Source organism: Anaerovibrio sp. RM50 (assembly GCF_000622005.1).
Lineage (GTDB): Bacteria > Bacillota > Negativicutes > Selenomonadales > Selenomonadaceae > Anaerovibrio.
In genome coordinates, this window is record NZ_JHWV01000001.1 from 126,905 (window position 1) to 145,223 (window position 18,319).

The window sequence follows — 18,319 nt, forward strand, 5'->3', positions numbered from 1 at the left end:
CCCCTTTAATAGAATCACAACAGGTAAAATGTTACCACCGCGCTACAGGGATGTCAAAGAAATGGAATAAAATGTACATAAAAGTGTAACGTCTATTGATAATGGACATTTATTGTTGTCATCGATATAGTTTATTCACATGTTTTGTGCATCATAACAATGTATCCTTGCTGATACTTGTTCCAAACAAAATAACACACAGCTGCTGCTACAATAACACCAGTGCAAACCACACTATACATAAAGGTATAGCCATAGCCAGCTGCGACTATCCCCAAAAGTCCAGCTGCCAGTCCGACACAAATATCCAGGGACCAAAAATAGGTAGCTGTAGCCACACCGCTACGCTCCATCGGTGCACTTTGGATAGCCAATGTCTGAAAAGCCGGGCTCAAAGCGCCAAAGCCCATACCCAATATTGCAGCTGACACTAAAAGCCCCAGCATAGTAGAAATCTGACCAAAAATAATCATTCCCAAAGTGAAACACAGAAAACCAGGATAGATTGTATAATCCGGTCCCTTGGTATCAAATATTTTTCCAACGATAGGACGGGTCAGCACAATAACAGTGGCAAATACGGCAAAGAACATACTGGTTTCCTGCTGCAGACCCAGGGATTTCGCATAAAGGGGAATAAATGTCAATACGCCACCGTAAGCAAAGAATACCAGGCCACCAATGGAAGACATAGCCACAGACCTGCGTTCAATAAAATCACTGATGGATATGCCATGGTGCTGCTTTTTAGCAGGCAAAATAACTGCATCAGGAAGTCTACGATGATTTGCCACAACAAGGGTAAATAATGCCAGCATCACCATGAATGGGAAAAACATATCAGCTCCCCAGCTGCCGATTATTACCAATCCCAGCAAAGGACCTACAACCATAGCCAAATTTGTGGTCAAGGCAAAATAACCAATACCCTCACCCTTGCGCTCTGCAGGTAATACCATTGCGGCCATAGCAGCAGCTGCCGTAGTTGCAATAGCAAAAATCACACCATGAAGCAGGCGCAAGCCATAAATCCCTGTAAGGGTTTGAAAATAATTGAAGCCCAGCATAATAAGACCAAAACATAGCGTCGCCACCAGCATCAATGTGCGCTTATTCACGCTATCGATAAGTTTTCCAGCCAATGGACGGCAGGCCACAGTTCCAATCTGGAAAAAAGTCATGGCCATTCCGGCTTCCAGCTCCCCACCCTGCAAATCATCCATAATAAAAATCGGCAAGGCTGCAATCATAATATACTGGCTCATGAATACCAGAAAGTTACAGCCGCCCATACTAATAAATTCCGTTGTCCAAAGTTTATTCATTCTCTAATCATTTCCTCTATCTTTAGTAACATTTTCTTCATATTTGCTGTATCGACTTCGCCCAGTTCCAGCTCCAATTGCCGATTTTCCCGTTCATCTTCCTCAGCCAGCTTATCCACAAGCTCCTTACCAGACATGGTCAGCTGCAAGAGAAAGGCACGTCGGTCAACTTGATTTGGCTCCCTTTTTACATAATCCTTCTTAAGCAATCTATCCACAATCGCCTTCACTGTATTGGGATCTCGTTGCATTTGTCCGGATAATTCTTTTTGGCTGATATCCGGATGCTCAGCTAATATCTTCATAGCCACCCATTGCTCTACAGTCAGTCCGTATGGGCTGAATATTTTCTCGGTATGGCGATGAACCTTTCTGGCCGTTCGACATAACAGATAGCCCAATGTATCATCTATCTGCATCGTGATTTCACCTTCTTTTTGTACTTATCGAACTTTCATGATGATCTCATAAAAATAATACGTTAACGTACTTTATATTAGTACGCTAACGTATTATTGTCAACAAGATATTTTTAATTGTTATGTAAATCGTAAACAGCTACCACTTTGAGCTCCCTTTCATTTACAGAGAATTTGACCTCCACATCCCCAAAGGGCATTCCGTAAACACGATCGGGATCATGATGATAAGATGGTCTTGGGTCATTGGCCAATACCTCTATCAGGGACTTATGCTGTTTTTCCGGAACCTTTGCCAGCAGTTCCGGAGGGAAATCCACCTCCAGCATTCGGTTCCACCCACCACTTCTAAAGCCCTCAGTAGCCTCCGGGTGACTGTCCGCATAAGGTATGTAGGGTTTTATATCCAGTATAGGCGTGCCATCCATAAGATCTGCACCACTGACTACGAGGACAGGACCATCATGGGGATCTACCTCTACCCCTTCAAATTTCACAGATGATAAACCTATAGGATTTGGCCTGAAGGGTGAGCGGGTGGCAAACACTCCTACCCGTGTATTGCCTCCTAAAATTGGTGGTCTGACCGTTGGGGACCACCCCTCACGAACATTTTCGGAAAATTGCCAGATAAGCCACAAATGTGAAAAGCCTTCTATACCTCTGAGAGCATCCTCATTACGATATTCCGGCTCGAAAACAATACGTCCCTTCAGCTCCTTCACCACCCCGCTCTGCCGGGGAATGCCAAACTTGGAAGGAAAATCCGTATGAATTCTTCCTATTATTTTTGTTTCTATAATATCAGTCATGCCTTCAAATCCTTTTCAGTTTTTACATATTATTAAACGCATTTCTATCAGTATAGCATACTACTTCAAGACTGACTCCTTACCGTACAGAACATGGCAAAGGATAAGGCCCTCCTCGAAAGGAAGGCCAACCCTATATAATCACATACATTTTTATTCTCTATGATATGCGGGATAGTTAAATAAACATCACAAAATAATGTGGCAAGGTTTCCTTTACACCAGAGCGCCCATTTCTATTTGATATTAATTTATAGGCGACACTTGGTGAGAAGTCGTTAATAAAATTATTTAAAGAAACCGATGCTGTATTTCCAGCCTTAACCTCTATTGGAACGACTTCGCCTTCTTTTTCTATTAAGAACTCCAACTCATGGTTATCGTCTGGCTTGTAGTAATGCAAGGTATATCCTCTTTTTACTAAACACTCAGAAATGATATTTTCATAGATTCCACCTCGGGCATTTCCCTTTATTGTATTATTCAAAATTGCTCTTTTGGTTTCAAATCCGTACATGCAGGTAAGCAGGCCTGTATCATTAATGTACAGCTTGAATTGTTCCTCTTTCGAATTTGCCATGAGGGGTATATATGGCTCCGAAACATTATAGCAGGCATTTACCAGACATGAATCCTTCAGCCATTTTATACTGCCACCATATTTTCTTCTGGTTTGGCCTTTTTCTACCGTCGAATACTGAAATTTTTTTAATTCCTTTGCCAGCTGTCTAGGCACAGCATCATAGCACATTCTGACCAGTGACTTTTCTCTCCCTTTTGCATGTTTGGAAATATCATCCTGATAAAGTGCTATGATATTTTGCTGAATTTCCATAACCCGATTAAAGTCCTTGTGTTCAGCAAAATCAACAACGACCTCAGGCATTCCGCCCACTACCATATATTCCCTAAATAATGCTTCATACTTGTTATGAATAACTTCAGGAATTTGCTCATTATTCCCCATATAGTCCTTCAAACTGTATATGCTGGCAGAATCATATCCATATGCCCATAGGAATTCTTCAAAATCCAAAGAATACATCATAAGCTGCGTTTCATATCCCACTGGCAGTGACATTGGTTCTTCCACTTCATCATTAGCATCCTCACCATAGGAAAGTCCAAGCAGAGAACCGGAAGCAATTACATCAAATCTCATATCTTCAGCCAGAAATTTAAGTGCAGTTCTCGCATTTCCACAGCATTGAATCTCATCCAAAAAGATAAGTGTTTTTCCCGGAATGAGCTTTATTTGGGGAATATTAGCTGTCATCCGCTTGTATACTTCTTCTGAAGATAGTTCCCCATCAAATATTTGTTTCAAAGTTTTCTGTCTGTAAAAATCAATATTTACGAATGACTCATATTTATTTTTTCCAAATTCCTTAATAATAAAGGTCTTGCCTACCTGTCTAGCCCCTTTTATAAGCAAACATTTTTTTATACCTTCCTTATGACGTTTTTCTTTCCACTCCAATAATTTTGAATATATTTTTCTCTTTAACATAATACCATATCCCTATGATTTCAATATTTACATGATAACAACGGCAAAGCCCTATTCCTCACAATAAATTTTATAGCTCTTCCAAAGGAAAAGTCAACTTTTTACATAAAATCGTAATATATTTTTATAAAAAATTGCATAAAATCGTAGCATCTTTCATCGAGAAAATGCATAAAATCGTAACCTGTTTGCTTGGAAAACTGCATAAAATCCTTGCTACAAAACATATTTCTAACGCAAAGGAAAAAGCCCTCCCCGCAGGGAAGGCCCAATCCTATATATTTCACACACACATTACACTCATATTGCATTACAGCTTGAACTTGCTGATTTCATTCTGCAACTCCATAGCCATCTTTGAGAGGCTGTCGGAAGCATTGGAAATCTCCATTACGCTGGCACTCTGCTCCTCAGTGGCGGCAGATACGGTCTCAGCTTCCTCTGCAGCCTTTCTGCTGGCATCGCCAATTGTACGGATATGTCCCATTACCTCTTCGCCGTTGGCAGCCATGCCACTTATAGCGGAGGAAATATGCTGAACCTGGCCGGATACAGTCTCAACGATTTCAATAATCTTGCGGAAGCTCTCACCCATGCTGATAATATTCTGTGTACCAACGCGAACCTCCTCGCTGCCTGCCTGCATGCCCGCAACAGCATTGTCGGTGTCCTTGCGGGTCTGCTGAATAAGGTCGGCAATCTGATTTGCAGCCTCCTGGGAGGATTCAGCCAGCTTACGAACCTCATCGGCTACAACGGCGAAGCCACGGCCATGCTCACCGGCACGCGCTGCCTCAATGGCCGCATTGAGAGCCAAAAGATTGGTCTGGGCAGAAATATTAGAAATGGTATCAACAATCTGGCCAATCTCAGCGGAACGCTCACCCAATGCAGTAACCACTTCTGTGGATTCATTGGTGCTCTGCTCAATGCGCTTAATCTGACCAATGGCCTCTTCAAGGGTCTTGCCGCCATCACGGGCCACCTCAGCTGCCTCACGTCCATGGGCTGCTGCTTCATCTGCCTCACTGGCAACAGTCTGGATAGTATTATTAAGATCCTCAATGGCCATGCTGGTGGAGCTAACAGCCTCCAGCTGCTCACTGGTACCCTGGGCAACATTTACAATGGAATTTGCCACCTGATTGGAAGCCTGTGCCGACTGCTCAGTGGTGGCATTCAGCTCCTCAGCGGCGGCCGCCAGACTCTCAGAGGAACCACTAACCTGCTGCATTACACCGCTTACGCCCTGACGCATCTCACGTACGGCGGCTGCCAAAGCACCCAGCTCGTTGTTGGTGGTAATACGGCTTGGACGGTTGCGGAAATCGCCGGCTGCCAAAAGATGCATCTCATCCATCATAGTAGCAAGAGGTGCCATGGCCTTGTTAACGGTAACAAGAACTCCCAAGGAAATCAAAACTGTAAGAAGCAAGCTTATTCCCACCATGATTTTAAGTACATTGCTTACAGGGGCAAACAGCTCATCCTGATATGCAATGGTAGCCATACCCCAGCCAGTGGCCTTAATTGGGTTATAGAAAGCAATCATATCGTCGCCATCTTTATTGGTGAACTTATAAACACCGGCATCACCGGAAAGCATTTTTTCACCCAAAGTCTTGATTTCAGGATCACTGTCCTCAGAAATCTTTTTCTTCATAATGGCTTCTTCATCAGGATTTACAATGTAAGTTCCCTCCTTGGAAACCAAAAGGCTGTAGCCCTTTTCACCAAGCTTAAAGTCACTTACCTTCTCCATAACTGCATCAACATAGATAGCAGCCAATACCATACCTACATTCTGGCCATTATTGTCCTTTGCCAAAGCGATGGAATTCACAATAATTTTACCAGTGGCCTGGGAAATTACAGGGGATGCCATAAAGGAATCCTTGGCACCAGTCATAGTCTCTTTGTACCATGCCTTATCTGCATTATGCATTTCCTTGAAGCCGGACTTTGTCTCACCATACAATACGCCAGAGCCATCAAATGGACCCCAGCTCACTGAGTCATAAACCCCCGGATAAATCTTGTTCATGAGAGCAAGACGATATTTATTGTTCTCATTCATCCCCGCAGGATTTTCCCTCAATGCCTTTGCAGAAGGAATATTTGCAGCATTCTGGGTCTCCAGCATACGCGTCTCCAGCCATGCAGATACACCATCGGAGACCTCCTGAGCATTGTTCAAGGAGCTGCGTGTCAGCTGATCCTCAAAGGTACTTCCCACATACTTGAAGATTATTCCAGACATAATCACCAGGCCTATTATTACAATAGGCAACACATACATCAGGATTTCCGTCTTTACAGTACGGACATTCCCCTGATTTGAAATGTTGTTATTTGACATAATAACCCTCCCTTTATTGAAAATATAAAATTATCTTTTGTCACCATTTAATATAAAAATTATTTCCGTCAACTATTTTTTCTACATTTATGGCCGTTTTCCTGCTTTTATCTGCGAAATTTTTCTATAGATAACTTCTTTAAATTGAGTATTATTTTTCGCTAAAAGCAGGAAATTATTTATCAATAACGAATTTTAACAATGTACAGTGATTGTGTTATTAACGTAAAAGGACTTTATATAGGAGGTCACAAATTATGTTCGATAGTTTATTCAAATCAACCCAAAGCTGCCACACCATCACCAGCAGAACGAATAGCGCCTAAGGCTGTTCGTCCGGCAGCTACACCTACTGCCAGTGCTGCATCCACCCCAGATACCAAGGTGGCTTATCTGTCCACCAGCGAGCTGAATTCTTCAGCATTAACTCCCCTCTTTGACGTTGCCGAAGGGCCTGCACTGGTTATCGGCTATGTTTCCCCAGACAACGACATGAATGATGTCGCTTCCAGCATAAAGGCCGTATTGCCTCCAAATGCCAAGCTGATTTTGTTAACCACCTCCGGCGAGTTGTGCAGACATGCTAGCAGCCGTACATTATATTGCGAAGCACCAGACAATCGTCGCAAGGTTTTGCTTCAAGTATTTTCCCGCCGCATGATCGACAACATGTACATCATGACCATCAAACTGCCTAATGATGATCTGCGTCAAGGTCGCGTTGACATGAGCGTTGAAGATCGTGTTAGAAGAATGCAGCAGGAAATTGATAAACATAAGATTCCATTCCGCATGAATGTTAACCATACCTTTGGTTTGTTATATATCGATGGTCTTTCCAACTGCGAATCCTTCGTTATGCAGGCATTCTACCAGAATGGTATGTTCCCTATTCCGTTTATCGGCGGCAGCTCCGCCGGTCTGTTGGATTTCCAGCATACTTATATCTACAACGACAGCCAGGTTCTGGAAAATGTTGCCGTGGCTGTTATCGTTCACACCTCCAAGAACTATCGCTATGGTATTTTAAAGACTCAGGCCGTTGAAAGGGTAGGCAAATACTTCGACGTAGTAAATGCCAACTCCGCTCTGCGTTACATTTCCACTGTAGAAGACATCAACGGCGATGCTGTTCCATTCATTGATGCCCTTAAGAGAGAGCTGGGATGCTCCAGTGTCTCTGAGCTTAACGCAAAGATGCAGGAATACACCTTCGCCACCGATATAAAAGGTGAAAACTTTATCCGTTCCATTTCCAGCATTGATGAAAGCAACTACCGCATTAATTTCTTCTGCGATATTGAGTCCGGCGAGCGCCTCTACCTTATGAAACGCGTAGGACTGGAAAATGACCTCAAAAACGCTGTGAGAGAGTTCAATCAGGGCAAGCCAGCTCCTATTGGTGCTATCCTAAATGACTGTATTCTCCGCCGCCTTGGTTATCCTGATGAAATCAAGCACGTTGATATGTTTAATGAATATCCTGTGGCCGGTTTCTCCAGCTTCGGTGAAATCAGTGGTCTACACATGAATGAAACATTGACGGCTATTTTCTTCTACTATGAACCGAACGGCACTTCCTTCCATGACCAGTATCTTGATTATTTCGCCGGCCATTACGCAGCCTGCCAGGAGTTCTTCCTCACCCGTGTAATTGCCCGTCAGCAGCGTGTTGGTGTACTTAAGGACCAGGTACTGGATCTCTTTGATGAATACCAGCAGAGTCTGCCATCAATTATCAAGACCATATCCCAGATGTCCAAGGACGTAGATGCTGTGAAGGATTCCATGCAGGAGCTTTCCGGCGGTATAGATGAGCAGGGCTCCTACTTCACCCAGCTTCTGGAACGCAATTCAGAAATCACACCGAAGCTGAAGCTCTTAAGCTCCAGCACCGAAAAGATAAATGATGTAATGCAGATTATTACGGACATTTCTTCCCAGATTAATCTGCTGGCACTAAACGCCGCCATCGAGGCAGCCCGTGCAGGTGAACATGGCCGTGGTTTCGCCGTTGTTGCCCAGGAGGTAGGCAAGCTGTCCAAGAGTACCCAGGAAAGTGTTCAAAGCTCCGATGAAGCTATTAATACTCTGGTAAATGATGTTAAGGCCATCGACACTATTCTGGCCAAGAACAAGGAATTTGAGGCCAAGATTGACGAGTTTGACCAGCGCTTCTCCAAGCAGGTGGCTTCCGTTCACGAAAGCTTGCAGCACAGTCTTGATCAGATTTCCAAATCCACTCAGGTTATCAATGATTTGGACAACGTCAACGCCACAGTTACTGAGAAGCTTAAGGTATTGCAGGAGACTATCCGCAATATTGAGCTTGGCATTTAATCAACTTCTAATGCAAAAAATTTGCCGGTTCCTTGTGGAGCCGGCATTTTTCTTCGATATTCTTATAGAAAGGAGAGATTATTATGGGCAAAATCAAGATTCTGCTTCTAACATTCAGCTTTATGCTACTATCTGTCTCCAGCTGCTTTGCATGGGGCTGGGGCTGGAATGACCTTGATGATATTGGTGACCGCCCCCTGATTCAGTATTATGCCCACACTCTGGAAAAGGGCTGGTCAGACCGGGCCAATGACGGTGAAGCCGCCGGGGATCCTTACGGTACTCAGACTATTGATGCCATACGGGTACAGTTTCTCACAGGCCGCAACATGTATGTAATGTATCGTGTCCACGTGCAGAATGGTGAATGGACTGGCTGGGCCATGAACGGATCCACAGCCGGTATCTATGGCAAGCCTATTGATGGTATACAGATAGCCTTGGGGAGCTGGCGAGGTGATTTATGGTCCGTTTCCTATAAGGGACGCATCAAGAATCAGGGCTGGTCTAGGGAATGGCTGCCAGAGGGAGAAATATTGGGCAATTTAAATGACCCGATTCTATCATTTAGAGTAAGGATAGAATAATATATAAAAAAGCATTTTACTAAAATACAAAGAGCAGGGGTAATTACCAACAGCAATAGGATTTAGATCTTAATCCGTGCTGGAGGTAATGCCCCTGCTCGTTTTACAATATATTGTTTTATGATACTGTTTCTGGCTGCTGAACCTTAATATACATACACCTCATGGCGTTAAGTATAGCCAAAACCGCCACTCCCACGTCGGCAAATATAGCCGCCCACATGCTGGCAAAGCCAAGGGCACCAGCGACTAAAACCAATACCTTAATACCAATGGCAAACCAGATATTCTCCTTTACAATTCTAAGGCACTTACGGGACACGCGAATGGCTGTGGCAATCTTAAATGGATCATCATCCATCAACACCACATCGGCAGCTTCTATAGCCGCATCACTGCCCATAGCTCCCATGGCAATGCCTATATCTGCTCTGGAAAGCACCGGGGCATCATTAATACCATCCCCCACAAAAGCCAGAGCCTCATCCTCACTGCGTTTACCAGCAAGCAGCTTCTCCACTTCACTGACCTTATCCTGAGGCAACAAATCACTTCTTACCTGATCAAGGCCAAGCTCTGCTGCGACAACATCAGCTACAGCCTTTGCATCGCCAGTCAGCATAACTGTTTCACGGATTCCCTGGGCCTTAAGCGCTTTTATAGCTGCCCTGCTATGTGGCTTAGGGGTATCAGCTACCACAATATGGCCCTCATATTCACCATTAATAGCCACATGGACTATAGTGCCACTATGCTCACAAGGCTTCCAATTAATGCCAAGGTCCTCCATCATACGCGCATTTCCTACGCATACCGTATCACCGTTAATAAGGGCCTTTATACCACGACCGGCGATTTCCTCAGTGTTTTCTATGAGGCAATCGTCTTTTTCATTTGGATAGGCCTCCAACAAAGACAGGGCTATTGGATGGGATGAATATCTTTCCACATGGGCTGCCAAATGGAGAAGCTGGTTTTCATCCAGCTTTTCCGGATGAATAGCTACTACACTAAAGGTGCCCTTAGTCAGAGTACCAGTTTTATCAAAAACAACTGTCTTGGTTTCCGACAGGGTTTCCATATAATTGGAGCCCTTCACCAAAATACCATGACGACTGGCCGCCCCCAATCCTGCAAAGAAGGATAAAGGAATAGATATAACCAGTGCACAAGGGCAACTGATTATCAGGAAAGTCAAGGCCCGATATAGCCACTCCCCCCACATAGGTTCACTGCCCATAACAGTTAAAACCACTGATGGTACTACGGCCAAGGCGATAGCTGCCCACACTACAATAGGGGTATATACCCGGGCAAACTTAGTAATAAATTCCTCAGACTTAGACTTTCTGGAGCCTGCATCCTCGATAAGCTCAAGGATTTTTGAGGCCGTGGACTCACCAAATTCCTTGGTGGTACGCACTTTTAACAAACCAGTAAGGTTTATACTGCCGGATATAATCTCTTTTCCCGGTTCCACCTCCCGTGGCAGAGATTCTCCCGTAAGAGCAGCAGTATTTAAGGTTGAATGCCCCTCCATCACAATGCCATCAATGGGAACCCGTTCCCCGGGCTTAACCACAATAACAGAGCCGATTTCCACATCATCCGGGTCAACTTCCACAAGTTGTCCGTCCTCTTCCTCTATGTTGGCATAATCAGATGCAATATCCATTAAGTCGGCAATATCCTTACGGCTTTTACCCACAGCATAGCTCTGGAACCACTCACCGATCTGATAAAACAGCATTACGGCAATGGCCTCAACATAATCACCACTGCGATAAAGGGCCAGCACAAGGGCTCCAATGGTAGCTATGGCCATCAGCAAATTCTCATCAAATGGCTGACGATTTTTTATGCCTTTGGCTGCCTTCAGCAAAATATCATGACCAATAATAAAATATGGAATTATATACAACAGAAACCTGAACATGCCGTCAGCCTCCACGAAACTGAGGGCTATCATGATAATGGATGTTATTATGATGCGAATCAGGTTCTGCTTTTGTTTTTCATTCATACTTATCTCCCCAAACCGGAGTATCAAGCAAAACTTACTATAAAAATTTATTCAAAGAAGATTTCGCAATCAGGCTCAATTTTGCGGCAATCCGCCAATACATTTTTCATAACCTCATTTGACTCAACTCCATCTTCAAATTCCACCTTCATCTTCAAGGCCATGAAATTTACGGAAGCAGCCTTAACACCATTAACCTTATTGGCTGCATCCTCCATCTTAGCTGCACAGTTTGCACAATCTACCTCGATTTTATAAGTCTTCTTCATAGCATATCTCCCTTTCTTGCCCATTTAATTGCCACACGCTCCACCCTCTGCACAGGTTAGGACGAGCAAACAATTAAATAGCTGTTTAATTGTTTTCTTTGCCTATAATATTAAACAATCGCTTAATCGTTGTCAAGGAATAATTAAACTTTTGCTTAATTGTTAAATTTTGCTATAATTATATTTATAAATGATTAAAAGCAATAATTGATAACCCCATTTAAAAGGAGTGCTTTGTCCATGACCATGGAAAAGAAAAACTCAATAAAACTTACATCAAATGAGATGAAGCTTCCTCATCGTCATCATACTGAGGAAGAAGAACAGTTTATTTTTGAAAATATGCCCGCTGAATGTACCATTGCCACTGTGGCTGAGGCCATGAAGCAGTTGGGTGATCCCACCCGTCTTCGCATTTTCTGGCTCTTATGCCACACCGAGGAATGTGTGGTTGACATTGCGGCCTTTATGAATATGTCCTCCCCCGCGGTCTCCCACCATCTGCGGATTCTCAAGGCCACCGGTCTTGTAACCACCCGCCGGGAGGGAAAAGAGGTATACTACGCCGCCGCCCCAAACCCAATGGTACAAAAGCTCCACATTACCATTGAGGAAATCGCAGAAATCAACTGTTGCGACCACTAAATTCAAACCCTATTTTCAAACTAAAGAACCCTGCAGGCAGTATCTGTTCAACACTGTCTACAGGGTTTTGCTTTTTTACAGTATATCTATCATTTCCCCGGCCAGGGCCTTGTTCATTGACCTTACAGCGCAGAATTTACCGCACATACTGCAGGTGTCTCCATGGTCATCCTCAGGAGCACGGGAGTCTCTTATGGCCTTTGCTGTATCAGGGTCCAGAGCTTCCCTATACTGGGCCTCCCAATCCAGCTTTCTTCTGGCATCAGCCATGCGGTCATCCTGTTCCCTGGCCCCGGGCAGACCCTTGGCTATATCCGCCGCATGGGCCGCAATCTTGCTGGCAATAATGCCTTGTCTTACATCATCCACATTTGGCAATGCAAGATGCTCCGCAGGAGTAACATAACACAAAAAGGCAGCTCCACTCATGGCGGCTATAGCTCCGCCAATGGCAGCCGTAATATGGTCATAGCCTGGGGCAACATCCGTAACCAATGGCCCCAGAACATAGAAAGGAGCTCCCTTGCATATTGTCTGCTGTATCTTCATATTAGCGGCTATCTGATCCATAGGCACATGGCCGGGGCCCTCCACCATAACCTGTACATCCTTGTCCCAAGCTCTCTGAGTGAGCTCCCCAAGCATGATAAGTTCCTCTATCTGAACCCCGTCAGTGGCATCTGCAAGACAACCCGGGCGACAGGCATCGCCAAGGCTTACCGTTACATCGTATTCACGGCAAATGTCCAAAATCTCATCATAATATTCGTAGAAAGGATTTTCCTCCCCCGTCATGGACATCCAGGCAAAAACTAGAGAGCCCCCCCGCGAAACGATATTCATCTTCCGCTCGCCCTTGCGAATCTGCTCAATAGTCTTTCTGGTAATACCGCAGTGTAGAGTAACAAAATCCACACCATCCTCAGCATGAAGTCTTACAACATCCACAAAATCCTTGGCCGTAAGAGTTGCCAAATCCCTCTGATAGTGAATCACCGCATCATAAACCGGCACAGTCCCCACCATGGCAGGGCATTCCCGGCACAGCTTCTGTCTGAAGGGCTGAGTGTTGCCATGGGATGATAGGTCCATAATAGCCTCTGCTCCCAGATTAACGGCACTCATAACCTTTTGCATTTCTATATCATAGTCCTTGCAGTCCCTTGATACACCAAGATTAACATTTATCTTGGTTTTCAGCATACTGCCTACCCCATTTGGCTCAAGGCTCTTATGATTTACATTGGCAGGAATGGCTACCTTCCCCTGGGCCACCATATCCATAATAAAGGAAACCTCCCTGTTTTCCTTTTTGGCCACAGCCTCTATCTCAGGTGTAACGATACCCCTTCTGGCTGCATCCATTTGTGTTGCATACTCTCTTTTCATTTCACTTACCTCCCCATAAAACAAGCAAGATGAAAGCATACTGGCTTTCATCAGCCCTTACACGAAATCTAGAGCTCATCTTCATCTTTCAGATTCGATTCGCTAAGATTTCATAGTAAAAGGCAGCGCCCCATTGGACACTGCCTTACTAATCATATATGTATCAGAGCCAAGGTTATATTAACCCTATTGCTCTGTCAGCATTCCTACGTTGGCATTATCCAAATCAGGTTCAGGGTCGTGTGTCTTTTCATACACACCTCTCAGCATTTCCGCTCCCCTTGCTATTCTGTTACCTCTTAAATATATCACCGCAAATTGATAATGGCAATATTATTTATTAAATTAATGTCATTTCACCTATATTTTTAAGCTTCATTTGACTGACGGATATAGGCCTCCATGGTTTTATATGCCTTGCCGCTGTCTATAATTTCAGACGCCAGTTCAATACCAGCCTGCATGGTTGGTGCCTTCCGGGCCACATAAAGGGCAAGTCCCGCATTCATCAGCACAGCATTTCGCTTGGTGCCCTGAATTTTCCCGGAAAGAACACCCTTGGTAATCTTCGCATTTTCCTCAGCAGTGCCTCCTACCAGCTCCTCCTTGGTTCCACGAACCAAGCCGAAATCCTCAGGACAAATCTGGGTAGTACGATAATAGCCATCCTTAAGCTCGCATACAGTGGTGGGAGCACTTGGAGATACCTCATCCAAACGATCCTTGCCGTGAACCACCACAGCATTGGCTACACCTAGCTTATCCAAAACCTTGGCTACCGGCTCCACCAAATATTCGTCATAAACACCCAGCAGGAAGTAATCAGGGTTGGCTGGGTTAGTCAATGGTCCGAGAATATTAAATACGGTTCTAAAGCCCAGCTCCTTGCGGATAGGTCCCACATATTTCATGGCACTATGATATTTCTGAGCAAAGAGGAAGCACATGCCACAGCCATTAAGCATTTCAAAGGCCTTTTCAGGGCTCTGCTGAATATTTACTCCAAGGGCCTCCTGCACATCAGCTGTTCCGGATTTTGAGGAAGCGGCCCGATTGCCGTGCTTTGCCACCTTTACCCCTGCTGCTGCAATAACAAATGCGGATGTGGTGGAAATATTAAAGGTATTGGAACGATCACCGCCGGTTCCCACAATTTCCAGCACCTTCAGGCCAGGGTGTGGAACGGGGGTGGCCAGCTCCCGCATAGCCGCTGCACAGCCGGAAATTTCTGCAATGGTTTCCGCTCTTGTACTTTTAGTGGAAAGAGCTGCCAAAAAGGCTGCATTCTGAGTCTGGGAGGTCTGTCCCTTCATGATTTCATTCATTACGGTGTAGGCCTCATCATAGGTCAGGTCCTCTTTTCTCACGATTTTTTCAATTGCTTCTCTGATCATTTTTCTGGCTCCTTTCAAATTACCAAACAACCATCGGAAAGCTCTTTCCTGCTTTCCTTCACCTCCCTGACCGAAGTGTGAACAAATAAAAAGCCCTCAACGGTAAAAATACCGTCAAGGGCGAGAATAAACTATTCCCGTGGTGCCACCTAGATTTGCGACTTCACACACTCAGCAGGATACCATCATATCCCCGGCAACTAACGTATGCCAACACGTCATGAGATACTCTGCAACTAATAATCCATGCATTTCATCATGCCCTCTGTGGTCCATTTACAAATCAGCGTTCTATCCGGCTCCCAGCTACCCGGACTCTCTGTGAGTGCCCCTTTTGCTTGATCTCCACATCATAGGTTTGTTCAATATTATTTTTGAACCTGTTAGTATTAAACAGCAAAAATCAAAAAATGTCAAGTTAAATGTTACTTTAAAATTTACTGGTATTTATAACACAGTCACATTGTCCTTCTACAGTGCACACAGAAAAATATCTCTCCTCCAGGGGAATCCAGCGGGACTCAAAGACTTTGGCCGCCTCAGGGCCATTACGTCTGATAATCCGCTCCATCTGTTCCTTAGGGGACACCGTCATAAATATACGATAATCATATTTTTTCACCAGAGCAGGGTGACAGCTGTAGGAGCCCTCCACAATACAGAGTTTCCCAGGACGGATAATCACCGCCTCCTGCAATGACTGGCTTTTGCAGTCAAATTTCTGATAAGGAAGCTCCAATGCCCCATTTCTTAATGGTTCCAGCACCTCAGACAGAAACCTTTCATGGTCCACATTTTCTCCCGGTGTATCGAGCCTCTCCCGGGTCCGCTGTTCCGGCCGAAGAAAGAAATCGTCCATGTGAAAAACCGTGGCCCCGATCTGCTCCTCCAAATCCTGTGCCAAAGTGGTTTTTCCCGCACCGCACCTACCATCTATGGCGACAATTACCCGTTTATCCCTGTCCCTGTCCATAAGGGAATGGATTCTGTTCAATATGGTTGCTGAAGATATACTGTAATTTTCTTTCAAAACAAATCCCCCACCTTACTACCCGTATAGTATAACATAAGCGGATAGCAGATGGGGGACGTTTCTTTTGTATTATCTACAACATATATTTTTATTCTTCACTGTCACTGGCTGCCAGCTTCTCCTGATATGCAGCAATTGCCTTGGACTGTACGTCCTCAGGAGCCTGATCATAACGGGAGAATTCATAAGAGAAATCTCCCCGTCCGCCGGTCATGGAACGAAGCACAGTGCTGTAGCCAAAGAGCTCCATCTGAGGAATCTCAGCCTCAATAACCTGCTTGCCGTTGGTTGGGGTCATGCCCATTACACTGCCACGACGCTTGTTAAGGTCACCGATAACATCGCCTATGTAGGAATCAGGAACAGTAACTTTCAGCATTACGAATGGCTCCAGAAGAACTGCCCCTGCCTCCATAATGCCTTTCTTGAAGCACTGCTCTGCTGCAATCTTGAAGGAGTTCTCTGAAGAATCTACGGAATGATAGGAACCATCATAAAGGGTGGCATGAACGCCAACTACAGGATAGCCAGCCAATGGACCACGCTCACAGCCGGCTGCAATACCCTTTTCAACAGCAGGGAAGAAATTCTTTGGTACTGCGCCGCCCACAACCTCTTCATCAAATACATAAGGATCATTGGTACCAGACGGACCAAAGCGCATCTTTACGTGTCCATACTGACCGTGACCACCTGTCTGCTTCTTATACTTAAACTCCACATCAGACCGCTTCTTGATGGTTTCACGGAAGGCAACCTTTGGCCGCTCAGTCTTGATTTCAGCCTTGTACTCATTAAGGAGCCTGGACTGGATAATTTCCAGATGGAGATCACCCATGCCATAAATCAGGGACTGACGGTTTGCATTATCACGCTCAAATCTGAAGGTCTGATCCTCGGCGGCAATCTTCTGCATTGCCATGGCAATCTTGTCCACATCCCCCTTATTGACAGGCTTCCATCTCAGGCAGGTATATGGTGAAGGCAAATCCATCTTGGCATAAACAACAGGATTATTCTTGGTGGACAGGGTATCACCGGTCTTAATGGCTGTCTGCTTGGCCAAGGCACCCAAATCGCCGGCATGAAGCTCTGGAACCTCAGTGGCCTTGTTGCCCCGCAGCACATACAGCTTACCAATTTTAAACTCATTGCCGGTGCGCACGTCATACATCATATCATCGGCCTTCACTACGCCGGAGCGAATCTTTATAAGGCTGTAAAAACCGATAAATGGATCGGCAATAGTTTTGAATACAAAGGCGGTCTTTGGCTTCAGCACATCAAAGTTTGCCTCAAAAATCTCATTGGTCTGGGCATTGATACCGGACATTTTGCGGTTATCAGCAGACGGCATATACTTTACGATATCGTCCAGCAAAGTATATACGCCGCGCTGGGCCACGCCGGAGCCGGACTCAACCGGAATAATGGAGCCATCGGAAATAGCGCTTCTTACGGCTGCACGAATCTCTGCCTCAGAGAAGGAATCACCGGATAAATAGCGGTCCAAAAATTCCTCGGAGGTCTCGGCCACTGCTTCCATAAGGGAATCATTATACTGATTCAGATAGCTTACGGAATAGTCAGGCACCTCTTCCTCCACTGCCTCCTCCCCCTGATAGCGGAAGGCCTTCTTCTGGATTACGTTGATATAGCCGGCCAGCTTCTCCTCCTCACGCAACGGCATGTTGAATGGAGCAATCTTCTTGCCGAACATTACATTAAGGTCATCCAGCACCTGACGATAGGAAACGGAGTCAATATCCATGTCCGTAATAAAGAAAATTCTTGGCAGATGGTATTTCTCGCAAATATCCCAGGCACGCTCCGTACCAGCTTCCACGCCGGCCTTGCCTGAAACCACGATAATGGCACCATCAGCTACGCTCATTGCTTCATTGACCTCGCCCTCAAAATCAAAGAAGCCCGGCGTATCCAGCACATTGATTTTGAAATCATCCCATTCTACAGGCACAACAGCGGTAGAAATGGAAATCTGTCGTTTTGTCTCTTCCTTGGTGCAGTCGGAAATAGTGGAGCCGTCCTCTACCTTGCCTGGTCTGGAAACTATACCGCTAAGATAAGCCATTGCCTCGGCCAGGGTCGTCTTTCCGCAGCCGCCATGGCCCAACAGCACCACATTACGAATTTTGTCAGTAGTATAAACCTTCATTTTAACCCCTCCAAATTCTCTTAGAAGCCTCTCTCAAT

Annotated in this window: 14 protein-coding genes and 1 riboswitch; of the genes, 3 read left to right on the plus strand and 11 right to left on the minus strand. The window is 45.0% G+C overall.

The features are described 5' to 3' along the window. Nucleotides 1-131 precede the first annotated feature (131 nt). From T525_RS13810 to T525_RS0100725, 5 genes are all read right to left on the minus strand, one after another. Nucleotides 132-1,325, minus strand: coding sequence for an MFS transporter (locus tag T525_RS13810; RefSeq protein WP_051533317.1), 1,194 nt, complete (start codon nt 1,323-1,325; stop codon nt 132-134). Continuing rightward, a complete protein-coding gene (locus T525_RS0100705; RefSeq protein ID WP_027405580.1) occupies nt 1,322-1,744 on the minus strand; it encodes a MarR family winged helix-turn-helix transcriptional regulator in 423 nt (140 codons plus the stop codon). The genes T525_RS13810 and T525_RS0100705 overlap by 4 nt, the downstream gene beginning before the upstream one ends. Before the next feature lie 113 nt (nt 1,745-1,857). Then, entirely contained in the window at nt 1,858-2,556 is a 699-nt protein-coding gene (tsaA, locus tag T525_RS0100710; protein WP_037324735.1) for a tRNA (N6-threonylcarbamoyladenosine(37)-N6)-methyltransferase TrmO, read from the minus strand. A gap of 178 nt (nt 2,557-2,734) precedes the next feature. After that, nucleotides 2,735-4,066 carry an ATP-binding protein gene (locus T525_RS0100715; protein WP_027405582.1) on the minus strand — a complete coding sequence of 444 codons (1,332 nt, stop codon included), beginning with the start codon at nt 4,064-4,066 and terminating at the stop codon, nt 2,735-2,737. A 310-nt stretch (nt 4,067-4,376) separates the two neighbouring features. Continuing rightward, nucleotides 4,377-6,425, minus strand: a complete 2,049-nt coding sequence (locus T525_RS0100725; RefSeq protein ID WP_027405584.1) for a methyl-accepting chemotaxis protein — start codon at nt 6,423-6,425, stop codon at nt 4,377-4,379. A gap of 201 nt (nt 6,426-6,626) precedes the next feature. Between T525_RS0100725 and T525_RS0100730 the strand changes: the two genes are divergently transcribed. Both T525_RS0100730 and T525_RS0100735 read left to right on the plus strand, forming a co-directional pair. After that, on the plus strand, nt 6,627-8,765 hold the full coding sequence (locus T525_RS0100730) for a methyl-accepting chemotaxis protein (protein ID WP_084276798.1): 2,139 nt from the start codon (nt 6,627-6,629) through the stop codon (nt 8,763-8,765). Nucleotides 8,766-8,848: 83 nt separating this feature from the next. Then, on the plus strand, nt 8,849-9,352 hold the full coding sequence (locus T525_RS0100735; RefSeq protein WP_027405586.1) for a hypothetical protein: 504 nt from the start codon (nt 8,849-8,851) through the stop codon (nt 9,350-9,352). Between the two features lie 118 nt (nt 9,353-9,470). On the opposite strand, the gene T525_RS0100740 is transcribed toward T525_RS0100735, so the two are convergent. Together T525_RS0100740 and T525_RS0100745 are read right to left on the minus strand one after the other, a co-directional pair. Beyond that, entirely contained in the window at nt 9,471-11,375 is a 1,905-nt protein-coding gene (locus T525_RS0100740; RefSeq protein WP_027405587.1) for a heavy metal translocating P-type ATPase, read from the minus strand. Between the two features lie 47 nt (nt 11,376-11,422). Beyond that, nucleotides 11,423-11,644 (minus strand): cation transporter, encoded by a 222-nt coding sequence (locus T525_RS0100745; RefSeq protein ID WP_027405588.1) that lies wholly within the window; start codon nt 11,642-11,644, stop codon nt 11,423-11,425. A 240-nt stretch (nt 11,645-11,884) separates the two neighbouring features. On the opposite strand from T525_RS0100745, the gene T525_RS0100750 reads away from it, so the two are divergent. Continuing rightward, entirely contained in the window at nt 11,885-12,289 is a 405-nt protein-coding gene (locus tag T525_RS0100750) for a metalloregulator ArsR/SmtB family transcription factor (RefSeq protein WP_232219168.1), read from the plus strand. Nucleotides 12,290-12,364: 75 nt separating this feature from the next. Here T525_RS0100750 and thiC read toward each other — a convergent pair whose 3' ends face one another. The 4 genes from thiC to T525_RS0100775 all read right to left on the minus strand — a co-directional run bounded on the left by thiC (nt 12,365) and on the right by T525_RS0100775 (nt 18,281). Then, nucleotides 12,365-13,678, minus strand: a complete 1,314-nt coding sequence (thiC, locus tag T525_RS0100755; RefSeq protein ID WP_027405590.1) for a phosphomethylpyrimidine synthase ThiC — start codon at nt 13,676-13,678, stop codon at nt 12,365-12,367. Nucleotides 13,679-13,864: 186 nt separating this feature from the next. Next, nucleotides 13,865-13,970, minus strand: a riboswitch (TPP riboswitch). Between the two features lie 76 nt (nt 13,971-14,046). Then, entirely contained in the window at nt 14,047-15,072 is a 1,026-nt protein-coding gene (gene trpD / locus T525_RS0100765) for an anthranilate phosphoribosyltransferase (protein WP_027405591.1), read from the minus strand. 430 nt (nt 15,073-15,502) lie between these two features. Then, nucleotides 15,503-16,102, minus strand: coding sequence for a uridine kinase (locus tag T525_RS0100770; RefSeq protein ID WP_027405592.1), 600 nt, complete (start codon nt 16,100-16,102; stop codon nt 15,503-15,505). Nucleotides 16,103-16,193: 91 nt separating this feature from the next. Further along, on the minus strand, nt 16,194-18,281 hold the full coding sequence (locus T525_RS0100775; protein WP_027405593.1) for a translation factor GTPase family protein: 2,088 nt from the start codon (nt 18,279-18,281) through the stop codon (nt 16,194-16,196). Nucleotides 18,282-18,319 lie beyond the last annotated feature (38 nt).

Bases quoted from the DNA above. Each gene is read 5' to 3' on its own strand.
- T525_RS13810 (WP_051533317.1), bottom strand. From the start codon at position 1,325: ATGAATAAACTTTGGACAACGGAATTTATTAGTATGGGCGGCTGTAAC.
- T525_RS0100705 (WP_027405580.1), bottom strand. From the start codon at position 1,744: ATGCAGATAGATGATACATTGGGCTATCTGTTATGTCGAACGGCCAGA.
- tsaA (WP_037324735.1), bottom strand. From the start codon at position 2,556: ATGACTGATATTATAGAAACAAAAATAATAGGAAGAATTCATACGGAT.
- T525_RS0100715 (WP_027405582.1), bottom strand. From the start codon at position 4,066: ATGTTAAAGAGAAAAATATATTCAAAATTATTGGAGTGGAAAGAAAAA.
- T525_RS0100725 (WP_027405584.1), bottom strand. From the start codon at position 6,425: ATGTCAAATAACAACATTTCAAATCAGGGGAATGTCCGTACTGTAAAG.
- T525_RS0100730 (WP_084276798.1), top strand. From the start codon at position 6,627: ATGTACAGTGATTGTGTTATTAACGTAAAAGGACTTTATATAGGAGGT.
- T525_RS0100735 (WP_027405586.1), top strand. From the start codon at position 8,849: ATGGGCAAAATCAAGATTCTGCTTCTAACATTCAGCTTTATGCTACTA.
- T525_RS0100740 (WP_027405587.1), bottom strand. From the start codon at position 11,375: ATGAATGAAAAACAAAAGCAGAACCTGATTCGCATCATAATAACATCC.
- T525_RS0100745 (WP_027405588.1), bottom strand. From the start codon at position 11,644: ATGAAGAAGACTTATAAAATCGAGGTAGATTGTGCAAACTGTGCAGCT.
- T525_RS0100750 (WP_232219168.1), top strand. From the start codon at position 11,885: ATGACCATGGAAAAGAAAAACTCAATAAAACTTACATCAAATGAGATG.
- thiC (WP_027405590.1), bottom strand. From the start codon at position 13,678: ATGAAAAGAGAGTATGCAACACAAATGGATGCAGCCAGAAGGGGTATC.
- trpD (WP_027405591.1), bottom strand. From the start codon at position 15,072: ATGATCAGAGAAGCAATTGAAAAAATCGTGAGAAAAGAGGACCTGACC.
- T525_RS0100775 (WP_027405593.1), bottom strand. From the start codon at position 18,281: ATGAAGGTTTATACTACTGACAAAATTCGTAATGTGGTGCTGTTGGGC.